This is a genomic window from Streptomyces sp. NPDC005551, assembly GCF_042871785.1.
Taxonomy (GTDB): Bacteria; Actinomycetota; Actinomycetes; order Streptomycetales; family Streptomycetaceae; genus Streptomyces.
This window is the reverse complement of record NZ_JBIAJE010000007.1, coordinates 508,562-530,433: the sequence shown is the minus strand read 5'-3', so window position 1 is coordinate 530,433 and position 21,872 is coordinate 508,562. Positions and strand designations below refer to the sequence as shown.

Annotated in this window: 4 protein-coding genes; all 4 read right to left on the bottom strand. The window is 71.7% G+C overall.

The window, feature by feature from the left end:
- Positions 1 to 44: 44 nt before the first annotated feature.
- From ACFYP4_RS22995 to ACFYP4_RS22980, 4 genes are read right to left on the bottom strand one after another with little or no spacing between them, the layout of a single operon-like run.
- Positions 45 to 5,033: an amino acid adenylation domain-containing protein gene (locus tag ACFYP4_RS22995; protein ID WP_388787567.1), complete on the bottom strand. Its 4,989-nt coding sequence runs from the start codon at positions 5,031 to 5,033 to the stop codon at positions 45 to 47.
- Positions 5,030 to 12,814: an amino acid adenylation domain-containing protein gene (locus tag ACFYP4_RS22990; protein WP_388787564.1), complete on the bottom strand. Its 7,785-nt coding sequence runs from the start codon at positions 12,812 to 12,814 to the stop codon at positions 5,030 to 5,032. Before ACFYP4_RS22990 ends, ACFYP4_RS22995 begins: the two co-directional genes overlap by 4 nt.
- A 10-nt stretch (positions 12,815 to 12,824) precedes the next feature.
- Positions 12,825 to 20,588 (bottom strand): amino acid adenylation domain-containing protein, encoded by a 7,764-nt coding sequence (locus ACFYP4_RS22985; protein ID WP_388787561.1) that lies wholly within the window; start codon positions 20,586 to 20,588, stop codon positions 12,825 to 12,827.
- Between the two features lie 43 nt (positions 20,589 to 20,631).
- Positions 20,632 to 21,819: an NAD(P)/FAD-dependent oxidoreductase gene (locus tag ACFYP4_RS22980; protein ID WP_388787558.1), complete on the bottom strand. Its 1,188-nt coding sequence runs from the start codon at positions 21,817 to 21,819 to the stop codon at positions 20,632 to 20,634.
- Positions 21,820 to 21,872: the final 53 nt, after the last annotated feature.

Sequence of the window (21,872 nt, the reverse complement as noted above, 5' to 3'; positions counted from 1 at the left end):
CCAATCATCCATGCGTCGGTTCACGAATCGGTTTGAGAGGTCTTTCACGAGGCCGCGGCCAGTTTGCGGGCGATGACCTTCATGATCTGGCCGGCCGGCTTGGGCATGTGCAGGTCGTGGTGGGTGGCCTCCACGTCGTACTCCTCGTAGGAGCCGAGGACGTAGGGCCGCCATTCGGGCCCGTACGAGGAGAGCCCGTCGACCTTGTCCAGCGTCGCGTTGAAGTACAGCACGTCGCCGCCGTAGACCGGTGAGACGAAGCCGCCCATCTTCTGCAGGTTGTTGGCTCCGACCTTGGACATGGTGTCCAGGAAGTTGTCCATGTTGCCGGTGTTCATGAACTGGCCGAAGACTTCCTCGATGTCGGCCCGGTACAGGTCCTGGCCCCGGTCGGACACCTGCTGGAACCCGTTGTCGGCGGCGCCGGTCGCGGGCTGGGTGTCCAGGACGGCCACGAGGTCGACCTGGTGGCCGAGCCGGTCCAGGGCCACCGCGAGGGCGTGGGCGATCGGCCCGCCGTAGGACCAGCCGACCAGGTTGTAGGGCCCTTCCGGCTGGATCTTGAGGATCTGGGCGAGGTAGTCGTCGACCATCTCCTGCACCGAGTCCGCCATCGGGTCGACGCCGTTGGAGCCGCGGGACTGCAGGGCGTAGGACGGGCGGTCGGGCACGTGGGGCGCGAAGGTGAAGAACGCCCAGCCGAGGCCGCCGCCTCCGTGGACGAACCACACCGGCGGTTTGCCCGTGCCGGGGTCGCGGTTCAGCGGCAGCACCACCCCGAAGGAGTCGGCGTGGTCGCCGGGGATGCTGCCGATGAGCAGCAGTGCGGCGAGTTCGGCGACCGTGGGGTACTGGATGATGGTCCGCAGGGGCATGTCGGCGCCGAACTGCTTGCGGATGCGGGCGCTGAGGCGGGTGGCCAGCAGGGAGTGCCCGCCCAGGGCGAAGAAGTCGTCGTTGATGCCGACCCGCTCCAGGCCGAGCAGGTCGCTGAAGAAGGAGCACAGCTTCTCCTCGTGGGAGTTGCGTGGTTCTCCGCTGCTCACGGTGGTGGTGTGCTCGGCCGGCAGCGCGCCCCGGTCGATCTTGCCGGCCGGGTTCAGCGGAAGCTGCGAGAGCGGCACCACCGCGGCCGGGACCATGTAGTCGGGAAGTCGCCCGCGCAGGTATTCGGGCAGTTCGGCCACCAGCGGGCCGATCGCCTTGGCCAGGGCGGGGGCGTTCGCCTTGATCCGTCCGGCGACAGGGCTGGGCACGAAGGCGCCGCAGACGGTGCGCCGCTCGGGCACGAGGACGGCGTCGAAGCTGTGGACCGTTTCGCCCGACCAGGTGAGGACCGCTTCCAGGCCCTGGCGCCGTGCCCATGCGGCGACGTCCTGGGGGTCGACGGGCCTGCCGGAGGGGGTGTCCGTCTTCAGCACCCCGGCGAACAGCGCCGCGGCGCTCTCCTTGGCCAGCCGTGCGTTGGGTATCCCGCTCACCCGCAGCGGGCCGCCCGCGCGTGTCACCCGCCCGTTCAGGGCGGCCAGGTCGGACACCTCCTGTCCCCACGCCAGCGACGGCACGCCGGTCAGGTCCAGGAGGCCGGCCGGCTCCTTGTGCAGGACGACCTCGTAGCGGTGGCGGGTCAGCGCGTTGTGCGCCTGCCCGGCCTTGAGCCGGATGTCGGCCCCGGCCCGGTGCTCGGACGCCCACTGGGCGAACCACTCGGGGGCGACCAGCAGTTCCCGCTCGGCGAGCAGCGCCTGCTCCACCGCCGCGCGGATCTCCTCGTGGGAGGCGTAGGGCTGGGCCGCCTGGGCCTGCGCGGTCGAAAGGATCCGCAGGGTCGCGGCGTTGCGGATGTCGCCGAGGATCAGCCGGCCGCCGGGGGCGAGGAGGTCCAGGGCCTGCCGCAGTACCTGGTCCAGGTAATCCACGCTGGGGAAGTACTGGACCACCGAGTTGAGTACGACGGTGTCGAAGGCGCCCTGCGGCAGTCCTGACAGGTCGTGGGCGGCCTGGGTGCTGAGCCGGACCCGGTCCCCGTGTCCGGCCTGCTCGGCCTGGTCTTGGAGGCGGTCCACGGCGGTGGCGGACAGGTCGGTGCCCCAGTACTCCTCGACCTGGTCGACGACCTTGGCGAGGAGCAGGCCGGAGCCCACGCCGATCTCCAGCACGCGGCGCGGCGCGAACCGCAGGACCTGTGCCGCTGCCGCGTCCTGCCACTGCCGCAGCTGGTCCAGGGGGACCGGCTCGCCGTCGTAGACGGACGTCCACTGCTGGAAGTCCTCGCCCCACGCCTCGTCGGCGGCCTCGGCGTAGCTGTCGTCGTGGACGTGGCGCCATTCCTCGATCTGGGCGGTGACGTCGGCCACGGCGGCGTCGGGGTCGGGCTCGATGTAGGCCACCAGGCGCTGGTCGCCCTTTTGGTCCTCGCGGACCACGACGGCGGCCTGGGACACCGAGGGGTGCCCGGTCAGCGCGTGCTCGATCTCGCCGAGTTCGATGCGGAACCCGCGGACCTTGACCTGGGAGTCGGTGCGGCCGATGTACTCGACCTGGCCGTCCTTGTTCCAGCGCACCAGGTCCCCGGTGCGGTACATGCGTGCGCCCGCCGGGCCGAAGGGGCAGGCCACGAACCGTTCCGACGTCAGCCCCGTCTGTCCCAGGTAGCCGCGTGCCAGGCAGGCGCCGGCCAGGTACAGCTCGCCGGCGACGCCGGGTGCGACCGGGCGCAGGGCCGCGTCCAGGACGTAGACCTGGTTGTTCCAGATCGGCGCGCCGATCGGTACCCGGTCCGCGCCGGGGATGTGCTGCCATCCGGTGACCTCGACGGTCGCCTCGGTGGGCCCGTACAGGTTGTTGGCGGAGCAGCCGGGCAGCAGGTCGGTGAACCGGTTGGCCAGTGCGGCGGGGAACGCCTCGGCCGCCACCTCGATCCAGCGCAGGCTGGTGCAGCGGGCGGCGGCGGGTTCGGTGACGAACGCGGACAGCAGCGAGGGCACGAAGAACGCGCCGGTCACCTGTTCGCGCTGGATCAGTTCGGCCAGGTATGCCGGGTCGCGGCGGCCTTCCGCACTGGCCACCACGACGCCGGCGCCCATCTGCAGGTTGGAGAACATCTCCGGCACCGAGGCGTCGAAGCTGGCGGAGGTGCTCACCAGCATCCGGTCCTCGACGGTGACGTCGAAGTGGTCCAGTCCCCACAGGATCCGGTTCATGATCGACCGGTGGGCCACCGGTACGCCCTTGGGGCCGCCGGTGGAGCCGGAGGTGAAGATGACGTAGGCGGCGTTGTCCGGGGACAGGTCCCGCTCGGGGTCGGTGTGCGGGTAGCCGGACACGTCGGGGAGCGCCTCGTCGAGGAGCAGCAGGGGTTTCGCTCCCGCCAGTACGTGCCGTACCCGGTCCTTGGGCAGTTCGGTGTCCAGCGGGACGTAGGCGGCGCCGGCCTTGACGACGGCGTACACGGCCACCATCAGGTCCACCGAGCGGGGGATCTTCACCGCGATCAGCTGTTCGGGTCCTGCGCCCTGCTCGATCAGCCAGTGCGCCAGCCGGTTCGCCCGCCGGTTGAACTCCCCGTAGGTGAGCGTCTCGTTCTCGGCGATCACCGCGACCCGCTCCGGGTCCCGCTGAACCTGTGCTTCGAAGGCGTCGGGCAGGGTGCTTGCGGCCACCGGGTGTGCGGTGTCGTTGACCCGGCGCACCAGCCAGTCCCGCTCGTCGGGTCCCAGTACCTCGATGGTGCTGAGGGGGGCGTGCGGGGCGGCGGCCACCTGCTCAAGGACGCGGGTGAAGCGGGCGGCGATCTCCTCGGCGGTGTCCCGGTCGAAGAGCTGGGTGGCGTACATGAGGTCGCCGCGCAGGGTTCCGGAGCCGGTCACGGCGAGGCTGAAGAACAGGTCGGCCAGGGAGGTCTGCGTGAGGTACTGCTCGAACTGCACGGTGAGGCCGGGCAGTTCGAAGTCGGCCTTCTCGAAGCTCTGCCAGGCGAACATGACCTGGAACAGCGGCTGGTAGGAGGTGGAGCGGTCGGGGTTGATCAGTTCGACGAGGGTCTCGAACGGCACGTCCTGGTGCTCGTAGGCGGCCAGTGCCTTGTCCCGTACCTGCGGGAGCAGGTCGACGAAGGAGGGGTTGCCGGTGAGGTCGATGCGCAGGACCTGGGTGTTGACGAAGAGGCCGACCAGGTCGGCCAGTGCCTCGTCGGTGCGTCCGGCGATCGGGTTGCCGATCGTGACGTCGTGGCCGCCGCCCAGTTTGCTGAGCAGTACGCCCAGCGCGGCCTGCACGACCATCGACATGGTCATGCCGCGCTCGTCGGCGAGTTTCTGCAGGCCGGTGGCCACTTGGGCGTCGACCTCGATGCCGAGTGAGTCGCCCTGGGAGTTGCGGGTGGCGGGGCGCGGGCGGTCCAGCGGCAGGCTCAGCGGCTGCGGCACCCCGGCCAGTTCCTTGCGCCAGTACTCGGCCTGGGCCGCGGCGAGGCTGCCCGGGTCGGTCACGTCGCCGAGCAGTTCGCGCTGCCACAGCGCGTAGTCCTTGTACGTCACGGGCAGCGGTTGGAACTGCGGGGCCCGGCCGTCCAGGCGTGCGGTGTAGGCGGTGGTCAGGTCGCGGGCCAGCGGGCCGCCCGAGACGCCGTCCGAGGCGATGTGGTGGATGAGCAGGACCAGGACGTGTTCCTGGGGTGCGCAGCGGAACAGGCGTACCCGGAAGGGGATGTCGGCCATCAGGTCGAAGCGGTGGGCGATGAACTCCTCGACCGCCGCGTCCAGGGCGTCGGGTGCCACCTCGACGACCGGGATCTGCACCGGTGCCTGGGTGGCCGGCAGGATCCGCTGGTGGGGTTCGTCGTTGTCGTCCGTCACGTAGGTGGTGCGCAGAGGCTCGTGCCGGGCGACCACGTCGCGGACCGCCGCGATGAGGGCGGCTTCGTCCAGGGGGCCCGTCAGCCGGAACGCCGGGGAGATGTTGTAGGTCTCCGCGCCGCCCTCCAGTTGCTGTGTGAGCCACATACGGCGCTGGGCGAACGAAAGCGGAATCACTGGTTTTGCTCCTCTACGATCATCCTGCGGAGAGCGGGGCGAAGCGGAACGGCCGACTCCTGCGACCATGCGGCGAGTGCGGCCACCGTCGGCAGGTCGAAGATCTTGCGGATGGGTATCTCCATCCCGATCTCGGCACGGGCGCGGGTGATCAGGCGGGTGGCGAGCAGGGAGTGCCCGCCGAGTTCGAAGAAGCCGTCGTCGATGCCGACCTTCTCCAGGCCCAGTACGTCCGCGAACAGCTTGGCCAGGTCCTTCTCGCGGGCGGTGCCGGGAGCCCGGAAGGGTGTGGCGGAGGTGAGGTCGGGGGCGGGCAGGGCCTTGAGGTCGAGCTTGCCGTTGGGTGACAGCGGCAGCCTCTCCAGTGGCACGTAGACGGCCGGGACCATGTATTCGGGCAGCCGGCCGGCCAGGTGGTCCTGCAGTTCGGCCGGGTCCGGGACGCCCGCGCCGTCGGCGGGAACCAGGTAGGCGGCGAGGTAGGGGGTGGTGTCGCCGGGTTTCTGGGTCACGACGGCGACCTGGGCGATGTGCGGATGGGCCGTCAGGGCGGCCTCGACCTCGGCGGGTTCGACGCGGTAGCCGCGGATCTTGACCTGGGTGTCGATGCGGCCCAGGTGCTGCAGTTCGCCGTCGGGGGTGACGCTGGCGAGGTCGCCGGTGCGGTACATGCGCGAGCCGGGGGGCCCGTAGGGGTCGGGGACGAAGCGGTCGGCGGTCAGGGCGCTCTGGCGGTGGTAGCCGCGTCCGGCGCCGGCCAGGTAGAGCTCGCCCGGTGTGTTGGGGGGCAGCAGGGCGAGGCCGGGGTTCAGTACGTAGGCCCGCACGCCGGGGAAGGGGCGGCCGATGGGCACACCCGCGGTGTACGGCTCGCCGGGGTCCAGGGTGTGGCCGGTGGCGTAGAAGGTCTCGCTGGGTCCGTAGCTGTTGATGATGCGTGCCTTGGGCCAGCGGGTGCGCACCCGCTCGGCCAGGACCGGGGTCAGGACCTCCCCGGAGATGTTCAGGGCGGTGGGGTCGATGCGGCCGTCGAGCTGGTCGACGAGTTCGGCGAAGGCGGAGGGCACCGAGCAGATGACGTCGGCGTCCCAGCTGTCGCGTTCGGCCAGTTCCAGTACGTCGCGCACGATCTCGGCGGTGCCGCCGGTGGTGAGCGCGGCGAACGTCTCGAAGGTGGCGACGTCGAAGCCGAAGGAGGCGGCGACCAGGACGCGCCGGCCGGCCTGGGCTCCGGCGTGGGCGATGAGGGCGTCCACGGCGTTGACGACCGTGCTCTGGGTGACGCCGACACCCTTGGGCACGCCGGTGGAGCCGGAGGTGTAGATGACGTAGGCCAGGTTGTCGGGGCCGGCCTTGGGCCGTGGTGCCGGCCCGGCGGCCGGGGCCCGCAGGCCGGCGTCGTCCAGGACCAGGACGGGGATGTCGGTGGCGGGGACGAGTTCCCGGGTGGCGGTGTCCGTGAGGATCAGGTGCGGGCGGGCGGTGGGCAGGACGTGCGGGAGGCGGGCGGCGGCGTAGGCGGGGTCGACGGGCAGATAGGCGCCGCCGGCCTTGAGTACGGCCAGCAGGGCCACGACCACGTCGGCCGTGCGCGGCAGGACCACGTTCACCACGCTCTCCGGGCCCACTCCGCGGCCGGCCAGCTCGGTGGCGAGATCCTCGGCGCGGGCGTCCAGTTCGGCGTAGGTGAGCGACTGGTTGCCGGCGATGACGGCGACCGCGTCCGGGGTCCGGGCCACCTGTGCCTCGACCCGCTCGGTGAGCGTGTCGTGCGAGGCGGGGACGGGCCGGTCGTTGAGCCGGGCCAGCATCCGCTCGCGTTCGGCGGGCTCCAGGGACTGGATCTGCGCGATCTTCAGCCCGGGGTCGGAGGCCAGCTGCCGCAGGAAGCGCACCAGCCGCTGCGCGTACATCCGCACCGTGTCCCGGTCGAAGACGGCCGGCGCGTACTGGATGACGAGCTGGAGGTGGGAGTCGGCGGCCGCCGTCAGGCACAGCGCGTAGTGGTTGCCGGCGAAGGGGCGCAGGCCCGTGAAGGTGATGCCGTCCGCGGCGTCGCTGGCGGCGCCGAGGCCTTCCCGGTCGACGGGGTACGACTCGAAGACGACCAGGGTGTCGAACAGGGACCGTACGCCGGCGGCCTGCTGGATCTCGGGGAGCCCGTAGTAGTGGTGCTCCACCAGGTCGGCCTGCCGGCGCTGGAGCCCGCCCAGGACCTCGCCGACGGTGTCTGCGGGCGTGTGGGCGACCCGTACGGGAACGGTGTTGATGAACATCCCGACCATGGACTCGACGTCCGCGACCGCGGGCGGGCGCCCGGAGACGGTCGCGCCGAAGACCACGTCCTGGCGGCCGGTGAGCTGGCCGAGCAGCAGCGCCCAGGCGCCCTGGACCAGGGTGTTGACGGTGATGCCCAGTGCGGCGGCCCGCTGGACGAGTTCGCGTGCCTCCTCCGGCTCCAGGTCGACGTCGAGCTGGCCGCGGTCGCCGTCCTCCGCGCTCGCGGAGTCGGGAACGAGCAGCGTCGGCTCCTCGAATCCTTCGAGTTCGGCCGCCCACGCGCGGGCGGCCTCGTCCTGGTCCTGGCGGGTGAGCCAGGACAGGAAGTCGCCGTAGTCGCGGGGGGCGGGCAGCTGGGTGGGGTCGCCGTCGCAGGCGTAGAGCAGCAGCAGGTCCTGCATGAGCAGGGGGGTGGACCAGCCGTCGTACAGGGCGTGGTGGGCGGTGAGGACGAGTTCGGGCCGGTCGGGGTCAAGGACGGCCAGGGCCAGCCGGATCAGGGGCGGGTGGTCCGCGTCGAAGTAGGCGGTCCGGTCCTCCTGGAGGAACCGTTCGAAGGTCTCGGTGGCCTCCTCCTGGCCGGCCGTGCTCAGGTCGAGGTGCTGCCAGGGCAGGGTCACCGACTCCGGGATCACCTGGACGAGTTCGCCGTCGGCGCGGTCGACGAACGCGGCGCGCAGGGCGGGGTAGCGGTCCAGGAGTGCCTGTCCTGCCCGGTGCATGCGCTCGGGGTCGACGCGGCCGGAGAGGTGGAACACGAGCTGGATGTGGTAGGGGTCGAAGTGGGCGCCGGCCAGCTTGGCCTGGAAGAGGATCCCGGACTGTGCCGGGGTGGCGGGCCAGATGGTGGCGAGCTTGCCGAAGCGCTGCTCCCAGGTGTCGATCTCCCGCTGGCCGACGGTGACCAGGGGTGCGTCGCTGGGGGTGAGGCCGCCGGCGTCCGGGGTGGTGGCGTGGTGGGCCAGGGCGGTCAGCGCCCGGATCCACAGCTCGGCCAGTTCCTGGACGTCCTGGCGGGAGAGGACACCGGTGGGAAAGCCGAAGTAGGCGCTCAGTTCGTCACCGTTGCCGGTGTCGGTGGCCACCGCGTTGATCTCCAGTGCGGACAGCACCGGCATGTCCGCGTCCGGCGCCGCGATCAGGTCGGTGTGGGTGGTGTCCGGCGCCCAGCCCAGGCCGCGCAGGTCCTCGGGCAGGTCGGCGCCGGATGCCTTGCCGAGGTAGTTGAAGCCGATCTGCGGCCGGCGCAGCCCCGCCAGCACGGGCGCGGTCGCGGGGTTGAGGTGGCGCAGCGGGCCGTAGCCCATCCCGTTGTCGGGTACCGCGCGCAGTTGTTCCTTGACGGCCTTGAGTGCCTGTCCGGCGGCCGGGCCGCCGGCGAAGGCGTCCGCGAGGTCGATGCCGGCGGTGTCCAGGCGTACCGGGTACATGGCGGTGAACCAGCCGAGGGTGCTGGACAGGTCCGCGCCGGGCACCAGGTGCTCCTGCCGGCCGTGGCCTTCCAGGCGCACCAGGGTGGAGGTGGCGGCCTGGCCGCGGGTGTGGCGCCAGCGGGTCAGTGCGAGGGCCAGCGCGGCCAGCAGGCCGTCGTCGACGCCGCCGCGGAAGAGTGCGGGCACCGTGTCCAGCAGGGCGCGGGTGACGTCGGCGGGGACCTGGACGCGGACGGTGTCCGCGGTGGCGGTGATGTCGCGGGCCGGATCCAGCTCGCGTGCGCCCAGGACCGGTTCGTCCGCGTGCAGGATGTCCTGCCACACGGAGAGCTCCGCCACCCGCTCGGGACGGGCGGCGTCCTCGGCCAGGGCGTGTGTCCAGCGGCGCAGCGAGGTGCCGGTGGCGGGTGGCGGGGCGGTGTCGGTGCCGCGTGCCCGCCGCCAGGCGGCCACCAGGTCGGGGAGCAGGATCCGCCAGGACACCCCGTCGACGACCAGGTGGTGCAGCACGACCAGCAGCCGGTCCGCCTTCGTGCCGGAGGTCAGCCACACGAACTGCGCCATCACTCCCGCGTCCGGGTCCAGCCGGTCCGCGGCCGCGTCGAGTTCCCCCTGCACGGCCGCGTCCGCGTATGCCGTTTCGCGCAGCAGCGCACCGGCCCGCACGCTGCCGGCCGGTTGAATCCGCAGGCCCGGTCCGGTCCGGTCCAGGCGCGAGCGCAGTACGTCGTGGCGGTCCAGCACCTCTTGCAGGGTGGCCACCAGTGTCGTCCGGTCGATGCCGGCGGGCAGGGTGAGCAGCGCCGACATGCAGAACCGGCCGATCCCTCCGCCCAGTTCCAGGACGTGCGCGGCCGTGGGGGGCAGCGGAGCCCAGCCGGTGCCGCCGCCCGGCAGTTCGGCCAGCGTGACCCGCTCCTGACCGGCCCGGCCCTTCACCAGTTCCGCGAGCCGGGCCACCGTGCGGTGTTCGAACACTTCCCGTGTGCTGACCTGCACGCCGCGTGCCTTGGCGCGGGCCACCACCTGGATGGAGCGGATGCTGTCCCCGCCGCTGGTGAAGAAGTCGTCGTCGATGCCGACCTGTCCGCTGCCGAGGACATCGGCGTACACCTCGGCCAGCACGCGTTCCGCGGCGCTGCCCGGCGCCCGGTAGCGGGTGCCGGTGAACTGCGGTGCGGGCAGTGCGGCCCGGTCCAGTTTCCCGTTCGCGGTCAGCGGCAGCCGGTCCAGCACCACCAGGTGGGCGGGCACCATGTAGTCCGGCAGCCGCCGGGAGGCGAATCTGCGCAGGTCCGCCACGGATACGGCGGCGTTCATGTCGACGTCGCCGTGCGGGGTGGCGGGGCCGGCCTGCGCCACGTAGCCGACGAGGCGTGGGGTGCCGGTGTGGTCCTCGCGGACGGTGACCACGGCCCGGCTGACGGCGGGGTGCTGGGCCAGGACCGTCTCGATCTCGGTGGGTTCGACGCGGATGCCGTTGACCTTGACCTGGCTGTCGGCGCGTCCCGCGTAGCGCAGTCGGCCGTCCTCGTCCCAGCGGGCCAGGTCGCCGGTGCGGTACATCCGCGCACCGGCCGGGCCGAACGGGCAGGGTACGAACCGCTCCGCGGTGGCGGCGCTGTTGCGGTGGTAGCCGCGGGCGACGGGGCCGGCGACGTACAGCTCTCCGACCACGCCCTGCGGGAGCGGGGTCAGTTCGGGTCCAAGGACGTGGGCGCGCATGTTGGCCAGTGGTTCGCCGATCGGTACGGCGCCGGTTGCGTCCGGCTGCTGTGCGACGGTGAATGTGGAGGTGTAGAAGCTTTCGGTCTGTCCGTAGGCGTTGATGACGCGGGTGCCGGGCAGCGCGTCGTGGATCTTGCGGACGAGGTCGAAGGAGAGCGCTTCGCCGGCCAGGACGACGGTGTCCACGTCCAGTCGCAGGCCGGGGGCGGCGTCGGTGGCGAGCTGTTCCAGCAGGGCGGAGAACACCGCGGGCACGGCGCTTATGGTGGTGCCCGACCAGCTGTCGCGTTCGCCGAGTTCCAGGACGTCCCGGACGATCTCGACGCTCGCTCTCGTGGTCAGCGCGGTGAAGATCTCGAAGACGGAGACGTCGAAGTTCACCGAGGTCGCAGCGAGCATCCGGGATCCCGCCTCGACGTGGGTGCGCCGGCGCAGGTCCTGTATGCCGTTGACGACGCCGGCGTGGGTGAGGGCGACGCCCTTGGGGGTGCCGGTGGAGCCGGAGGTGAACATCACGTAGGCCAGGTTCTGCGGCCCGGTCCCCGGTTCGCCGGGTTCGACGACGGGGCCGTCCAGGTCCAGGTCCAGGTCCGGGCCGTCGAGGTGCAGTACCGGCGGGGCGCACTCCCCCAGTGTCTGCGCCGTGGCCCGGTCGGTCAGGACCAGGGCGGGGCCGGCCGCGTCGAGGAGGAGGCTGACGCGGGCGGAGGGGTAGTCGGGGTCGATGGGCAGGTAGGCGCCGCCGGCCTTGAGCACGGCGAGGAGGGCGACCACCAGGTCGGTGGAGCGTGGCAGGGCCACGGCGACCAGGGTGTCCGGGCCGACTCCGCGTTCGCGCAGGGCGGCGGCCAGCCGGCCCGCGCGGACCTCCAGCTCCCCGTACAGCAGTGAGGTCTGCCCGCACACCACGGCGGTCGCGCCGGGTGTCTGTGCCGCCTGGGCGGTGACCAGCTCCGGTACGGTCGCGGCCGGCACCGGTGCGGCCGTCTCGTTCAGTGCGGTCAGCCAGGTGTGTTCGGCGCCGGTGAGCACGTCCACGGCGCCCAGCCGCCTCGCGGGGTCGGCGACGACCTGGCGCAGCACCCGCACGTAGCGCTCGACCAGGCTCTGGGCGGTGGTGTGGTCGAAGAGTTCCGTCGCGTATTCCAGGCGTCCGTAGCCGCGTCCCGAGGGGCTGGGGACGATGTTGAAGAACAGGTCGAACTTCGCGGTGTCGGTGCCCGCCGGGACGGGGGTGACCTGCAGCCCCGGGACCTCGATCTGCGACCAGGCGAACTGCCAGGCCAGCATCACCTGGAACAGCGGCTGGTAGGCGGTGGTGCGGTCCGGGTTGAGCAGCTCCACCAGGTGCTCGAAGGGCACGTCCTGGTTGTCGTAGGCGGCAAGCGCGCGGTCTCGTACCTGTTCCAGCAGGTCGCCGAAGGAGGGGTTGTGGGACAGGTCGACGCGCAGCACCCAGGTGTTGGCGAAGAACCCGATGAGGTCTTCGAGCTGTTCGTCGGGGCGGCCCTCGATGGGGCTGCCGATGGTCAGGTCGTTGCCGGCGCCGAGGTGGTGCAGGAGCACCGCGAGGACGGCCTGGGCGACCATGGGCGGCGTGGCGCCGTGGCCGGCGGCCAGTTTCCCGATGCCGGCGACGAGGTCGGCGTCCAGGTCGAAGTCGACGTGGCCGCCGCGGTGGCCGGCCGAGGTCGGCCGCGGCCTGTCCAGCGGCAGCTGCACCGGCTGCGGTACTCCGGCCAGTTCCTTGCGCCAGTACTCCAGTTGCTCGGCGGCGACGCTGTCCGGGTCGTCGTCCTCGCCGAGCATCCGCCGCTGCCACACCGTGTAGTCCTTGTACTGCACCGGCAGCGGGGTCCAGTCGGGTGCCCGGCCCTGCCGGCGTGCGGTGTACGCCGACAGCAGGTCCCGCATGAACGGTGCCATCGACGCCCCGTCCGCGGCGACGTGGTGGAAGACGAACACCAGTACGTGCTCCTGCGGCGAGATGCGCAGGACGGTGGTGCGCAGGGGCAGGTCGCTGTCCAGCTCGAACCCGGCGCACGTCACCTCGCGCAGTGTGTCCTCGACCGCGTCCGCGGTGACGTCGACGACGCGGAACGGCAGGTCGGCGTCCTGCGGGGACAGCACCCGCTGCTCGGGGGTGCCGTCCGCGTTCTCGACGAGCAGGGTGCGCAGGCTCTCGTGCCGGGTGACGACGTCGGTCACCGCCGCGGCCAGGGCCGCGGTGTCCAGCGGGCCGTCCAGACGCAGCACGAAGGGAATGTTGTAGGTCGCGGACGGCCCTTCCAGACGGTGCAGGAACCACAGCCGGCGCTGAGCGAAGGACAACGGGATCATCGTGCAACTCCTAAACGTTCATCTGGCGCAGCTGGAGGCGGTTCGACCTGGCGGACTTCTCGAGCCGGCCCGCCAGTTCGGCGACGGTCGGACTGCGGAACACGGTGGTGACCTTCACGTCGACCTTGAGCTCGTTGCGGATACGGCCGATCAGCCGGGTGGCCAGCAGCGAATGCCCGCCGTTGTCGAAGAAGTCGGCGTCGATGCCGATCTCCTCCACCCCGAGCAGTTCGGCGAACAGCCGGCACAGGACTTCTTCGTTGTGGTTGCGCGGACCGCGTCCGGACGCGGCCCGGGCGCGGTCGGGGGCGGGCAGTGCGCCCCGGTCGAGCTTCCCGCTGGGTGTCTGGGGGAACCGGTCGAGCGGCACGACGGCCGAGGGGACCATGTACTCGGGCAGGTGCTCGCGGGCCAGGCCGGTCAGGGCGGTGAGGTCCAGCGAGGCGGGGTCCGCGGCGCCTCGGGGCACCACGTAGGCGACCAGCCGCTGGTCGTCGGCGTGGTCCTCGCGCACCACGGCGACCGCGCTCTCGACGTCGGGGTGGCTGCTCAGGACGTTCTCGATCTCGCCGAGTTCGATGCGGAATCCGCGGATCTTGACTTGGAAGTCGGAGCGGCCGATGTACTCGACCTGGCCGTCCTTGGTCCAGCGCACGACGTCGCCGGTGCGGTACATCCGGCTTCCCGGCTCGCCGAAGGGGCAGGCGACGAACCGGTTCGCGGTCAGCGCCGTCTGTCCGAGGTAGCCGCGGGCCAGCTGGACGCCGGCCAGGTACAGCTCGCCGGTGACGCCGGGGGCGACGGGGCGCAGGGCGGCGTCCAGGACGTAGACCTGGGTGTTCCAGATGGGGGTGCCGATCGGTACCCGGCCGGCGCCGGGGAGGTGCTGCCAGGCGGTGACCTCCACCGATGCCTCGGTGGGCCCGTAGACGTTGTTGGCGGTGCAGCCGGGCAGCAGGTCGGTGAACTTGTTGGCCAGCGCGGCGGGGAACGCCTCGCCGGCGACCTCGATCCAGCGCAGGCTGGTGCACTGGCGGGCGGAGGGTTCGGCGACGAACGCCTCCAGCAGGGAGGGCACGAAGTCCGCGCCGGTCACCTTCTCCCGCCGGATCAGTTCCGTCAGGTAGGCGGGGTCCCGGCGTCCGTCGGGGCGGGCGATGACCACGGCCGCGCCGACCTGCAGTGGTGCGAACAGTTCCGGTACCGACACGTCGAAGCTCGCCGTCGTGCTCAGCAGCATCCGGTCCTCGCCCGTGACGTCGAAGTGGGCCAGGCCCCACTTCAGCCGGTTCATGATCGACCGGTGGGCCACCGGTACGCCCTTGGGGCCGCCGGTGGAGCCGGAGGTGAAGATGACGTAGGCGGCGTTGTCCGGGGACAGGTCCCGCTCGGGGTCGGTGTGCGGGTGGCCGGACACGTCGGGCAGGGCGGCGTCCAGGACCAGCAGCGGGTTCGCCCGCTCCAGTACGTGCCGCACCCGGTCCTCGGGCAGTTCGGTGTCGACCGGCACGTAGGCGGCGCCGGCCTTGACGACGGCGTAGATCGCCACCATCAGGTCCACCGAGCGGGGGATCTTCACCGCGATCAGCTGTTCGGGTCCTGCGCCCTGCTCGATCAGCCAGTGCGCCAGCCGGTTCGCCCGCCGGTTGAACTCCCCGTAGGTGAGCGTCTCGTTCTCGGCGATCAGCGCGACCCGCTCCGGGTCCCGCTGAACCTGTGCCTCGAAGGCGCCGGGCAGGGTGTCCGGGGTGAGGGGGTGTGCGGTGTCGTTGACGCGGCGCACCAGCTGGTCCCGTTCGTCCTCTCCCAGCACGTCCACGGCGCCGACGGGCACCGACGGGTCGGCGAGCACCTGGTCCAGTACCCGCACCAGGCGGGCGGCGACGGTCTCGGCGGCGGCGCGGTCGAAGAGGTCGGTCTGGTAGTCGAGGGAGAGCCGCAGGTAGGGGTCGGAGGAGTTGAGGGTGAGGGGGTAGTGCGAGCCGGCGAAGGGGCGGATGGCGTCGATGGTGAAGCCCGCCGAGGTGTTCGCCTCGACGATGCCCTCACGGTCGACGGGGTAGTTCTCGAACACGACGATCGTGTCGAAGAGGGAGGGCAGTCCGACGCCGCGCTGGATGTCGGCCAGGCCGTAGTAGTGGTGGTCCAGGAGGGTGATCTGCCGGTTCTGCAGGTCGGTGATGACCTCGCCCAGGCTGTGGCCGGGCGGGCACAGGGCCCTGGTCGGCAGGGTGTTGATGAACAGGCCGACCATTTCGTCCGAGCCGCTCACATCCGCGGGGCGGCCGTTGACGGCGGCGCCGAAGACCACGTCGTGGCGGCCGGTCAGCTTGGTGAGCAGGATCGCCCACGCTCCTTGCAGGAGCGTGTTCAGGGTGACGCCGAGTTCGGCGGCGCGGCGGGCGAGTTCGCGTCCCTTGTCGATGGACAGCGGTACCTCGACGCGGCCCAGGGAGGACGCCTCCCCCGTGGACACCAGGTCCGCGGCCACCAGGGTCGGCTCGTCGAACCCGTCGAGTTCGGCCTTCCAGCGGGCGGCCGAGGCGTCCCGGTCCTGGCGGGACAGCCAGGCCAGGTAGTCGCCGTAGCTGCGCACCGGAGGCAGGTCGCGGGTGCCGGCGTACAGGCGGACCAGGTCGGTGATCACCAGGGGTGAGGACCAGCCGTCGAACAGGGTGTGGTGTGCGGTGAGGATGAGCTTGGCCTGCCGGGGGCCGCAGGTGAGCAGGGCCAGGCGCAGCAGCGGGGGCCGGGTGGGGTCGAGTTGGTCGGCGCGGTCCTCGGCCAGGGCCCGGTCCAGTGCCGCGTCCTGTTCGGCCGGGCTGTGTCCGCTCAGGTCGAGGTGGCGCCAGGGCAGGGTGACGTGTTCCGCGACGACCTGTACGGGGTCGCCGTCGGCGGTGGTCACGAACGCGGAGCGCAGGTTGGGGTACCGCTCCAGCAGTGCCTGTCCGGCGGCTTGGACGCGGGCGGGGTCCACGGGTCCGGACAGGTGCAGGACGAACTGCATGTGGTAGACGTCGAAGGTGCCGTCGGCGAGGGCTGCCTGGAACTGGATTCCGGACTGTCCCGGGGCCTGCGGCCACACCTCGGCGAGGCGGCCGTAGCGTTGTTCCCAGGTGTCGATGTCGTCCTGGCGGACGGTGACCAGCGGGGCGTCGGAGGGGGTGAGTCCGCCGGCGTGGGGGTGTGCGGCGTGCGCGGCCATGCCGTGCAGTACCTCGACCCACAGCCGGGCCAGTTCCGTGGTCCGTTCGCGGGTCAGTACGCCGGTGGGGAACATGAACGCGGCCTGCAGCCGGGTGCCGTCGGCGGTGTCGGTGGCGACGGAGTTGACCTCCAGGGCGGACAGGGCGGGCAGGTCCGGGTCGGGTTCGGCGATCAGCTCCGCGGACCAGGACGCCGGTCCCCATCCGCCGGTGCGCAGGTGCTCGGGTACGTCGGTGTCGGAGATCCGGCCGAGGTAGTTGAAGCCGATCTGGGGTACCGCGAGGCCGGTGAGCTGTTCGGCGGTGTCCGGGTTGAGGTGGCGCAGCAGTCCGTATCCCAGGCCCTTGTCGGGGATCTGGCGCAGCTGCTCCTTGACCCGTTTGACCGCGGTGCCGGCGGCGGGGCCGCCGGTGAGCACGTCGGCGATGTCCGGCGCGCCGACGTCGACGCGGGCCGGGTACATGGTGGTGAACCATCCCACGGTGCGGGAGAGGTCGGCGCCGGGGACGGCGTCCTCGTGGCGGCCGTGTCCTTCGAGGCGGACCAGGGCCGGGGAGTTCGTGCCGCGCCACCGGTTGACCGCCAGGGCGAGTGCGGCGAGCAGTACGTCGGTGGCGGTGCCGCGCAGTGCGGCGGGCAGGGTGGTCAGGACCGCTTCGGTGACGTCGGCGGGCAGCTGTACGCGGACGGTCTCCACGGTGGACCACAGGTCGAGCGCGGGGTCGAAGGCGCGGGTGCCCAGCGGGGGGTTGGGTGCTTCGAGCAGGTCCCGCCAGTACGCCAGTTCCGCTTCCCGGCGGGGGGAGAGTGCCTCGTCCTCAAGGGCTGCCGCCCAGCGGCGGGCGGAGGTGCCGACGGGGGGCAGTTCGGGTGCCCGGCCCGAGCGGATCTGCTGCCAGGCCTCGGCGAGGTCGGACATGAGGATGCGCCAGGACACTCCGTCCACGACCAGGTGGTGCAGCACCACGAGCAGGCGGCCCGGGCCGGTGGGCGGGGCGAACCAGACGAAGTCGGCGATGGTCCCGGCGTGCGGGTCGAGCCGGCCGACCGCGTCGTGCAGGTGGGTCCTGGCCGCGGCGAGTGAGGACGGCTCGTCCCAGCGGCCGTCGCAGTCGACGCGGTGGATCAGGTCGGCCGCGCGGACGGTGCCCCGTTCGCGTGCCAGGAGTGTCGGCTCCTGGCCGGGCACCAGCTGGGCGCGCAGGAGGTCGTGCCGGTCAAGGACGGCGTCCAGGGTCGCGGTGAGGCCGTCCGCGTCGATGCCGGCGGGCAGTTGCAGGACCATCGACATGGCGAACCGGTCGGTGCCGCCGCCGTGTTCGAAGACCTGCCGGGCCACCGGCTGCAGCGGCATGGGGCCGACGCCGCCGCTCGCGTCCTCGGCGAGGACGGGTGCCTGGCCCTGGCGGGCGGAGGCCACGTCGGCGAGGCGGGCGGCCGTGCGGCATTCGAAGATCTCGCGGGTGGACAGCTCCAGGCCGCGGGCCCGGGCGCGGGCCACCACCTGGATGGAGCGCAGGCTGTCGCCGCCCGCGGCGAAGAAGTCGTCGTCGACGCCGACCCGGTCCACGCCGAGTACGTCCGCGTACGCCGCGGTGATGATCATCTCGGCTTCGGTGCGGGGCTCCCGGTAGGCCTCGCCGCCGAACTCCGGTTCGGGCAGGGCCGAGCGGTCCAGTTTGCCGGTGGGGCCCAGCGGCAGCCGGCCCAGTGCCACGAAGGCGGAGGGCACCATGTAGTCGGGCAGCCGGGCGGCGGTGAACTTGCGCAGTTCGGCGGCGGAGGCTCCGGCCAGCACGTCCACATCGCCGATGCCGCCGGCGCCGTCGTCACCGACGGAGCCTTCGCCGGTGTGCACGACGTAGGCGACGAGCCGGCGGCCGCCCGCGGGCACCTCGCGGCTGATCACCAGTGCTTCGCTGATCCCGGGGTGCTGGGTGATGGCCGCTTCGACCTCGGCCGTCTCGATGCGGAAGCCGCGCACCTTGACCTGGCCGTCGCCGCGTCCCACGCACTCCAGCTGTCCCTGCGCGTTCCAGCGGGCCAGGTCGCCCGTGCGGTACATCCGCTCGCCGGCGGTGCCGAACGGGTTCGCGACGAAGCGTTCGGCGGTCAGCGAGGGGCGGTGGTGGTAGCCGCGGCCCAGGCAGGTGCCGGCGACGTAGAGCTCGCCGATGACGCCCTGCGGTACGGGGGCCAGGGCCGGGCCGAGCACGTAGGCGCGCATGTTGCCCAGCGGGGTGCCGATGGGGGCGACGTCGGCGTCCGCCCATTCCTGTGCGGCGTCCAGGGCGAAGGCGGTGGCGTAGAAACTCTCGCTCTGTCCGTAGCAGTTGACGATGCGCACGCCGGGCAGGGCCTCGCGTACCTGGCGCACGAGCCGGCCCGGGAGCACGTCGCCGGCGAAGACGACCGTGCGTACGTCGGGTGTCGTGTCCAGGTGGCCGGCCAGTTCGCCCAGGACCGAGGGGACCCCGCTGATGACGTGGCCGTCCCAGCCGTCGCGCTCGCCCAGGGCCAGCGCGTTGGCGACCAGTTCGGCGGTGCCGCCGGTGGTCAGGGTGGTCAGCAGCTCGAAGACCGAGACGTCGAAGTTGACCGAGGTGGCGGCCAGCATCCGCAGTGCGGGGGGTGCGTCCAGGACGCGGATCAGCTCTCGTACGCCGTTGACGACGCTGCGGTGGGTGATCGCCGCGCCCTTGGGGGTGCCCGTGGAGCCGGAGGTGTACATCACGTAGGCGAGGTTGTCCGGGCCCAGCGGTGCGTTGCGGTCGGTGTCGCCCGGCGCTCTTTTCGGGGTGTCCCACTGTGTGCTGTGGTCGAGGTCGATGCACACGAGGTCGCTGTGCGGCAGTTCCTGCCGGGTCCTGGTGTCGGTGACGGCGAAGCGCGGGGCGGCCTCGGACAGCACGCTCCGGGCCCGGCCGCTGAGGTATTGCGGGTCCAGGGGCACATAGCCGGCGCCGGACTTGAGGATGCCCAGCAGGGCGGCCACCAGGTCGGGGGTGCGTGGCAGTGCGAGGAGCACCAGGTCCTCCGGGCCGGCGCCGCGGCGCAGCAGCTCCCAGGCGACGGCGTTGGCCCGGTCGTCGAGTTCCCGGTAGGTCAGGGTGTGGCCCTCGTGCACGAGGGCGGGGGCGTCGGGGGTGCGGGCCACCTGGTTTTCGAACAGCTCGGGAAGGGTCTGCTCGGGGACGGCCGCGGTGCGCTCGTCGAAGCGGGTGAGCAGCTGTTCCCGCTCGGTGTCGTCCAGGACGTCGACGAGGCCGATCACGCGCTGCGGGTCGGCGGTGAGGCGGCTCAGTACGCGCACGAAGCGTTCGGCGATGGTCTCGGCGGTGTGCCGGTCGAACAGGCTGGTGGCGTACTCCAGGCGGCATCGCGCTCCGCCGGAGCTGTCGGGGAGCAGGTCGAAGAACAGGTCGAACTTGGCGGTGCCGGTCTCCAGCCGCTCGGCGCGGACGGTGAGGCCGGGCAGTTCCAGGGCCGGCACGGGCGGCTGCCAGGAGAGCATGACCTGGAAGAAGGGGTTGTAGGCGGTGGAGCGGTCCGGGTTGAGCAGTTCCACCAGCCGCTCGAAGGGCATGTCCTGGTTGTCGTAGGCGGCCAGGGAGCGGTCGCGTACCTGCTGGAGCAGCTGACGGAAGGTGGGGTTGGCGGAGAGGTCGACGCGCAGCACCCAGGTGTTGACGAAGAACCCGACGAGGTCGCGCAGTTCCTCGTCGGTGCGGTCGGTGATCGGCGCGCCGATGGACACGTCGTCGCCGCATCCCAGGTGGTGCAGGAGTACCGCCAGCGCCGAGTGCATGACCATCGACACCGTGGTGTCCAGTTCCGTGGCCAGCTTCTGCACGCCGTCGAGGAGGTCGCCGTCGATGGTGAACGCGACGCGGTCGCCGTCGGGGCTCATCACCCGGGGGCGGGGGCGGTCGGTCGGCAGGGCCAGCGGCTGCGGCAGGTCGGCCAGGGCCTCGCGCCAGTACGCCAGTTGCCGGGCCGCCAGGCTCTGCGGGTCGCTCTCGTCACCGAGGACGTCCCGCTGCCACAGCGTGTAGTCCGCGTACTGCACCGGCAGGGGCTCCCAGGTGGGTGCCCCGCCCTCGGTGCGGGCCGCGTAGGCGGTGGTGAGGTCGCGGAACAGGGGTCCGAAGGATTCCCCGTCCACGGCGATGTGGTGCGCGACGACGACCAGGGTGTGCTCGCGCGGTGCGCACCGCAGCAGCCTGGCGCGGATGGGTGCGTCGCCGGCCAGGTCGAAGGTCTCGGTGGCGGCCTCCTCGACGGCCGCCGCCAGTCCTTCGGGGCCGACCTCGGCGACCGGCAGGTGGAAGGGCTGGTCGCCGGGCGCCAGTACCTGCTGGTGCGGGACGCCGTCGTCGTCCTCGACGATGACCGTGCGCAGGACCTCGTGCCGGTCGATGACGTCGCGAAGCGCCGCCTGAAGCGCCCCCACGCGCAGTTCACCGGTCAGGTGCAGGGCGAAGGCGCCGTTGTAGGTCGCTGACGGGCCTTCGAACCGGTCCACGAACCACAGCCGACGCTGCGCGAACGACAACGGGATCATTGTTTCTCCAAATCGGCGGAACCAGGAGGGGGCGGGTCGTCACTCAGCTCAGGTCGAGCAGGGTCAGCAGTTCGTCGTTGTAGAAGTCGTCGATGGAGCAGGCGCCCGACAGCGTCGAGAAGTAGCGGTCGATGTGCTCCTGGTGGCCGACCAGTTTCTGCAGCATCTCCACCCGTCCCTGGGGCTTGAGCTCGGCCACGTTCAGTGCGCCCTGGTAGTGGCTGAGGGCTTCGCCGCTGAGGTCGTTCTCGTAGCGCCGCAGCGCGGTCCGCAGGGCTGCGTCGTCGTGCAGTGCGGTGCCGATGTGGTCGGTGAGGGACTGGGCCTGGACGAAGGCCTCGGTGATGCCGCGGGCGGTGATGGAGTCCTTGTGGTTGACCGCGTCGCCGACCAGTACCCAGCCGGGCCCGTAGGCCTTGCGGAAGTAGTTCTCCTGGTGGCCGGTGCCGTACAGCTGCTCCACGCGCCGGCCCGCCGACATCCGCTCGTACAGCTCGGGGGCCGTGGTGCGGAAGGTGTCGAGGTAGAAGGGTTCGACTCCCTTGCGGACGTCGTTGTACTCCTCCTGCGGGAAGTAGGTCATGAGCAGGGTGAGGTCGTCGTTGGTGGGGATGACGCCGACCCAGCGGCCGGGCCGCTCGTACAGCTCGAAGTGCGAGGGGACGTCGGCCCAGTAGCTGTAGTAGGTGCAGGTGACCCGCGGGTGCTCGATGACGTTCTGTGCGCCCGCCTTGCGGGCCACCAGGGAGCGCATGCCGTCCGCGCCGACGACCAGGCGTGCCCGCTCGGTGGTCTCGCTGCCGCCGGGCGTGGTGCAGCGCACGCCGACGACCCGGTCGTCCTCCCACACCAGGTCCTTGACCGTGCAGGACTCGCGGAACTCCACGCCGGCCGCCACGGCGCCCTCGGCCAGGACCGGGTCCAGGACGTAGCGGCGCGGCGCGTAGGTGTGGCGCAGGCCGTCCAGCGGCAGGGAGAAGCCCTCGATGCGGACGCCGGGGCCCTCGTAGCTCTGGTGGGTGATGGGCCGGCAGCCCGCGTCGCGGAGTCTGTCGAGCAGTCCCCACCGGTTGAGCAGCGACATGCCCTGCATGTGGATGTAGTGCGAGGACAGGGTGTCCTGGGGGAACTGTGCCTTCTCCAGGAGCAGGACACGGTAGCCCTGCCGGGCGAACAGCATGGCCGTCGGCGAACCCGCACAACGGGCACCGATGACAATCACGTCGTACATGGCGCGCCTCTCTTGCCGAATAGGTGGTGAACGCGGCTTGCGGCCGCGGCCGC

Coding starts and splice junctions, on each gene's coding strand:
- ACFYP4_RS22985 (WP_388787561.1), bottom strand. CDS start 20,588: ATGATCCCGTTGTCGTTCGCGCAGCGTCGGCTGTGGTTCGTGGACCGG.
- ACFYP4_RS22980 (WP_388787558.1), bottom strand. CDS start 21,819: ATGTACGACGTGATTGTCATCGGTGCCCGTTGTGCGGGTTCGCCGACG.
- ACFYP4_RS22990 (WP_388787564.1), bottom strand. CDS start 12,814: ATGATCCCGTTGTCCTTCGCTCAGCGCCGGCTGTGGTTCCTGCACCGT.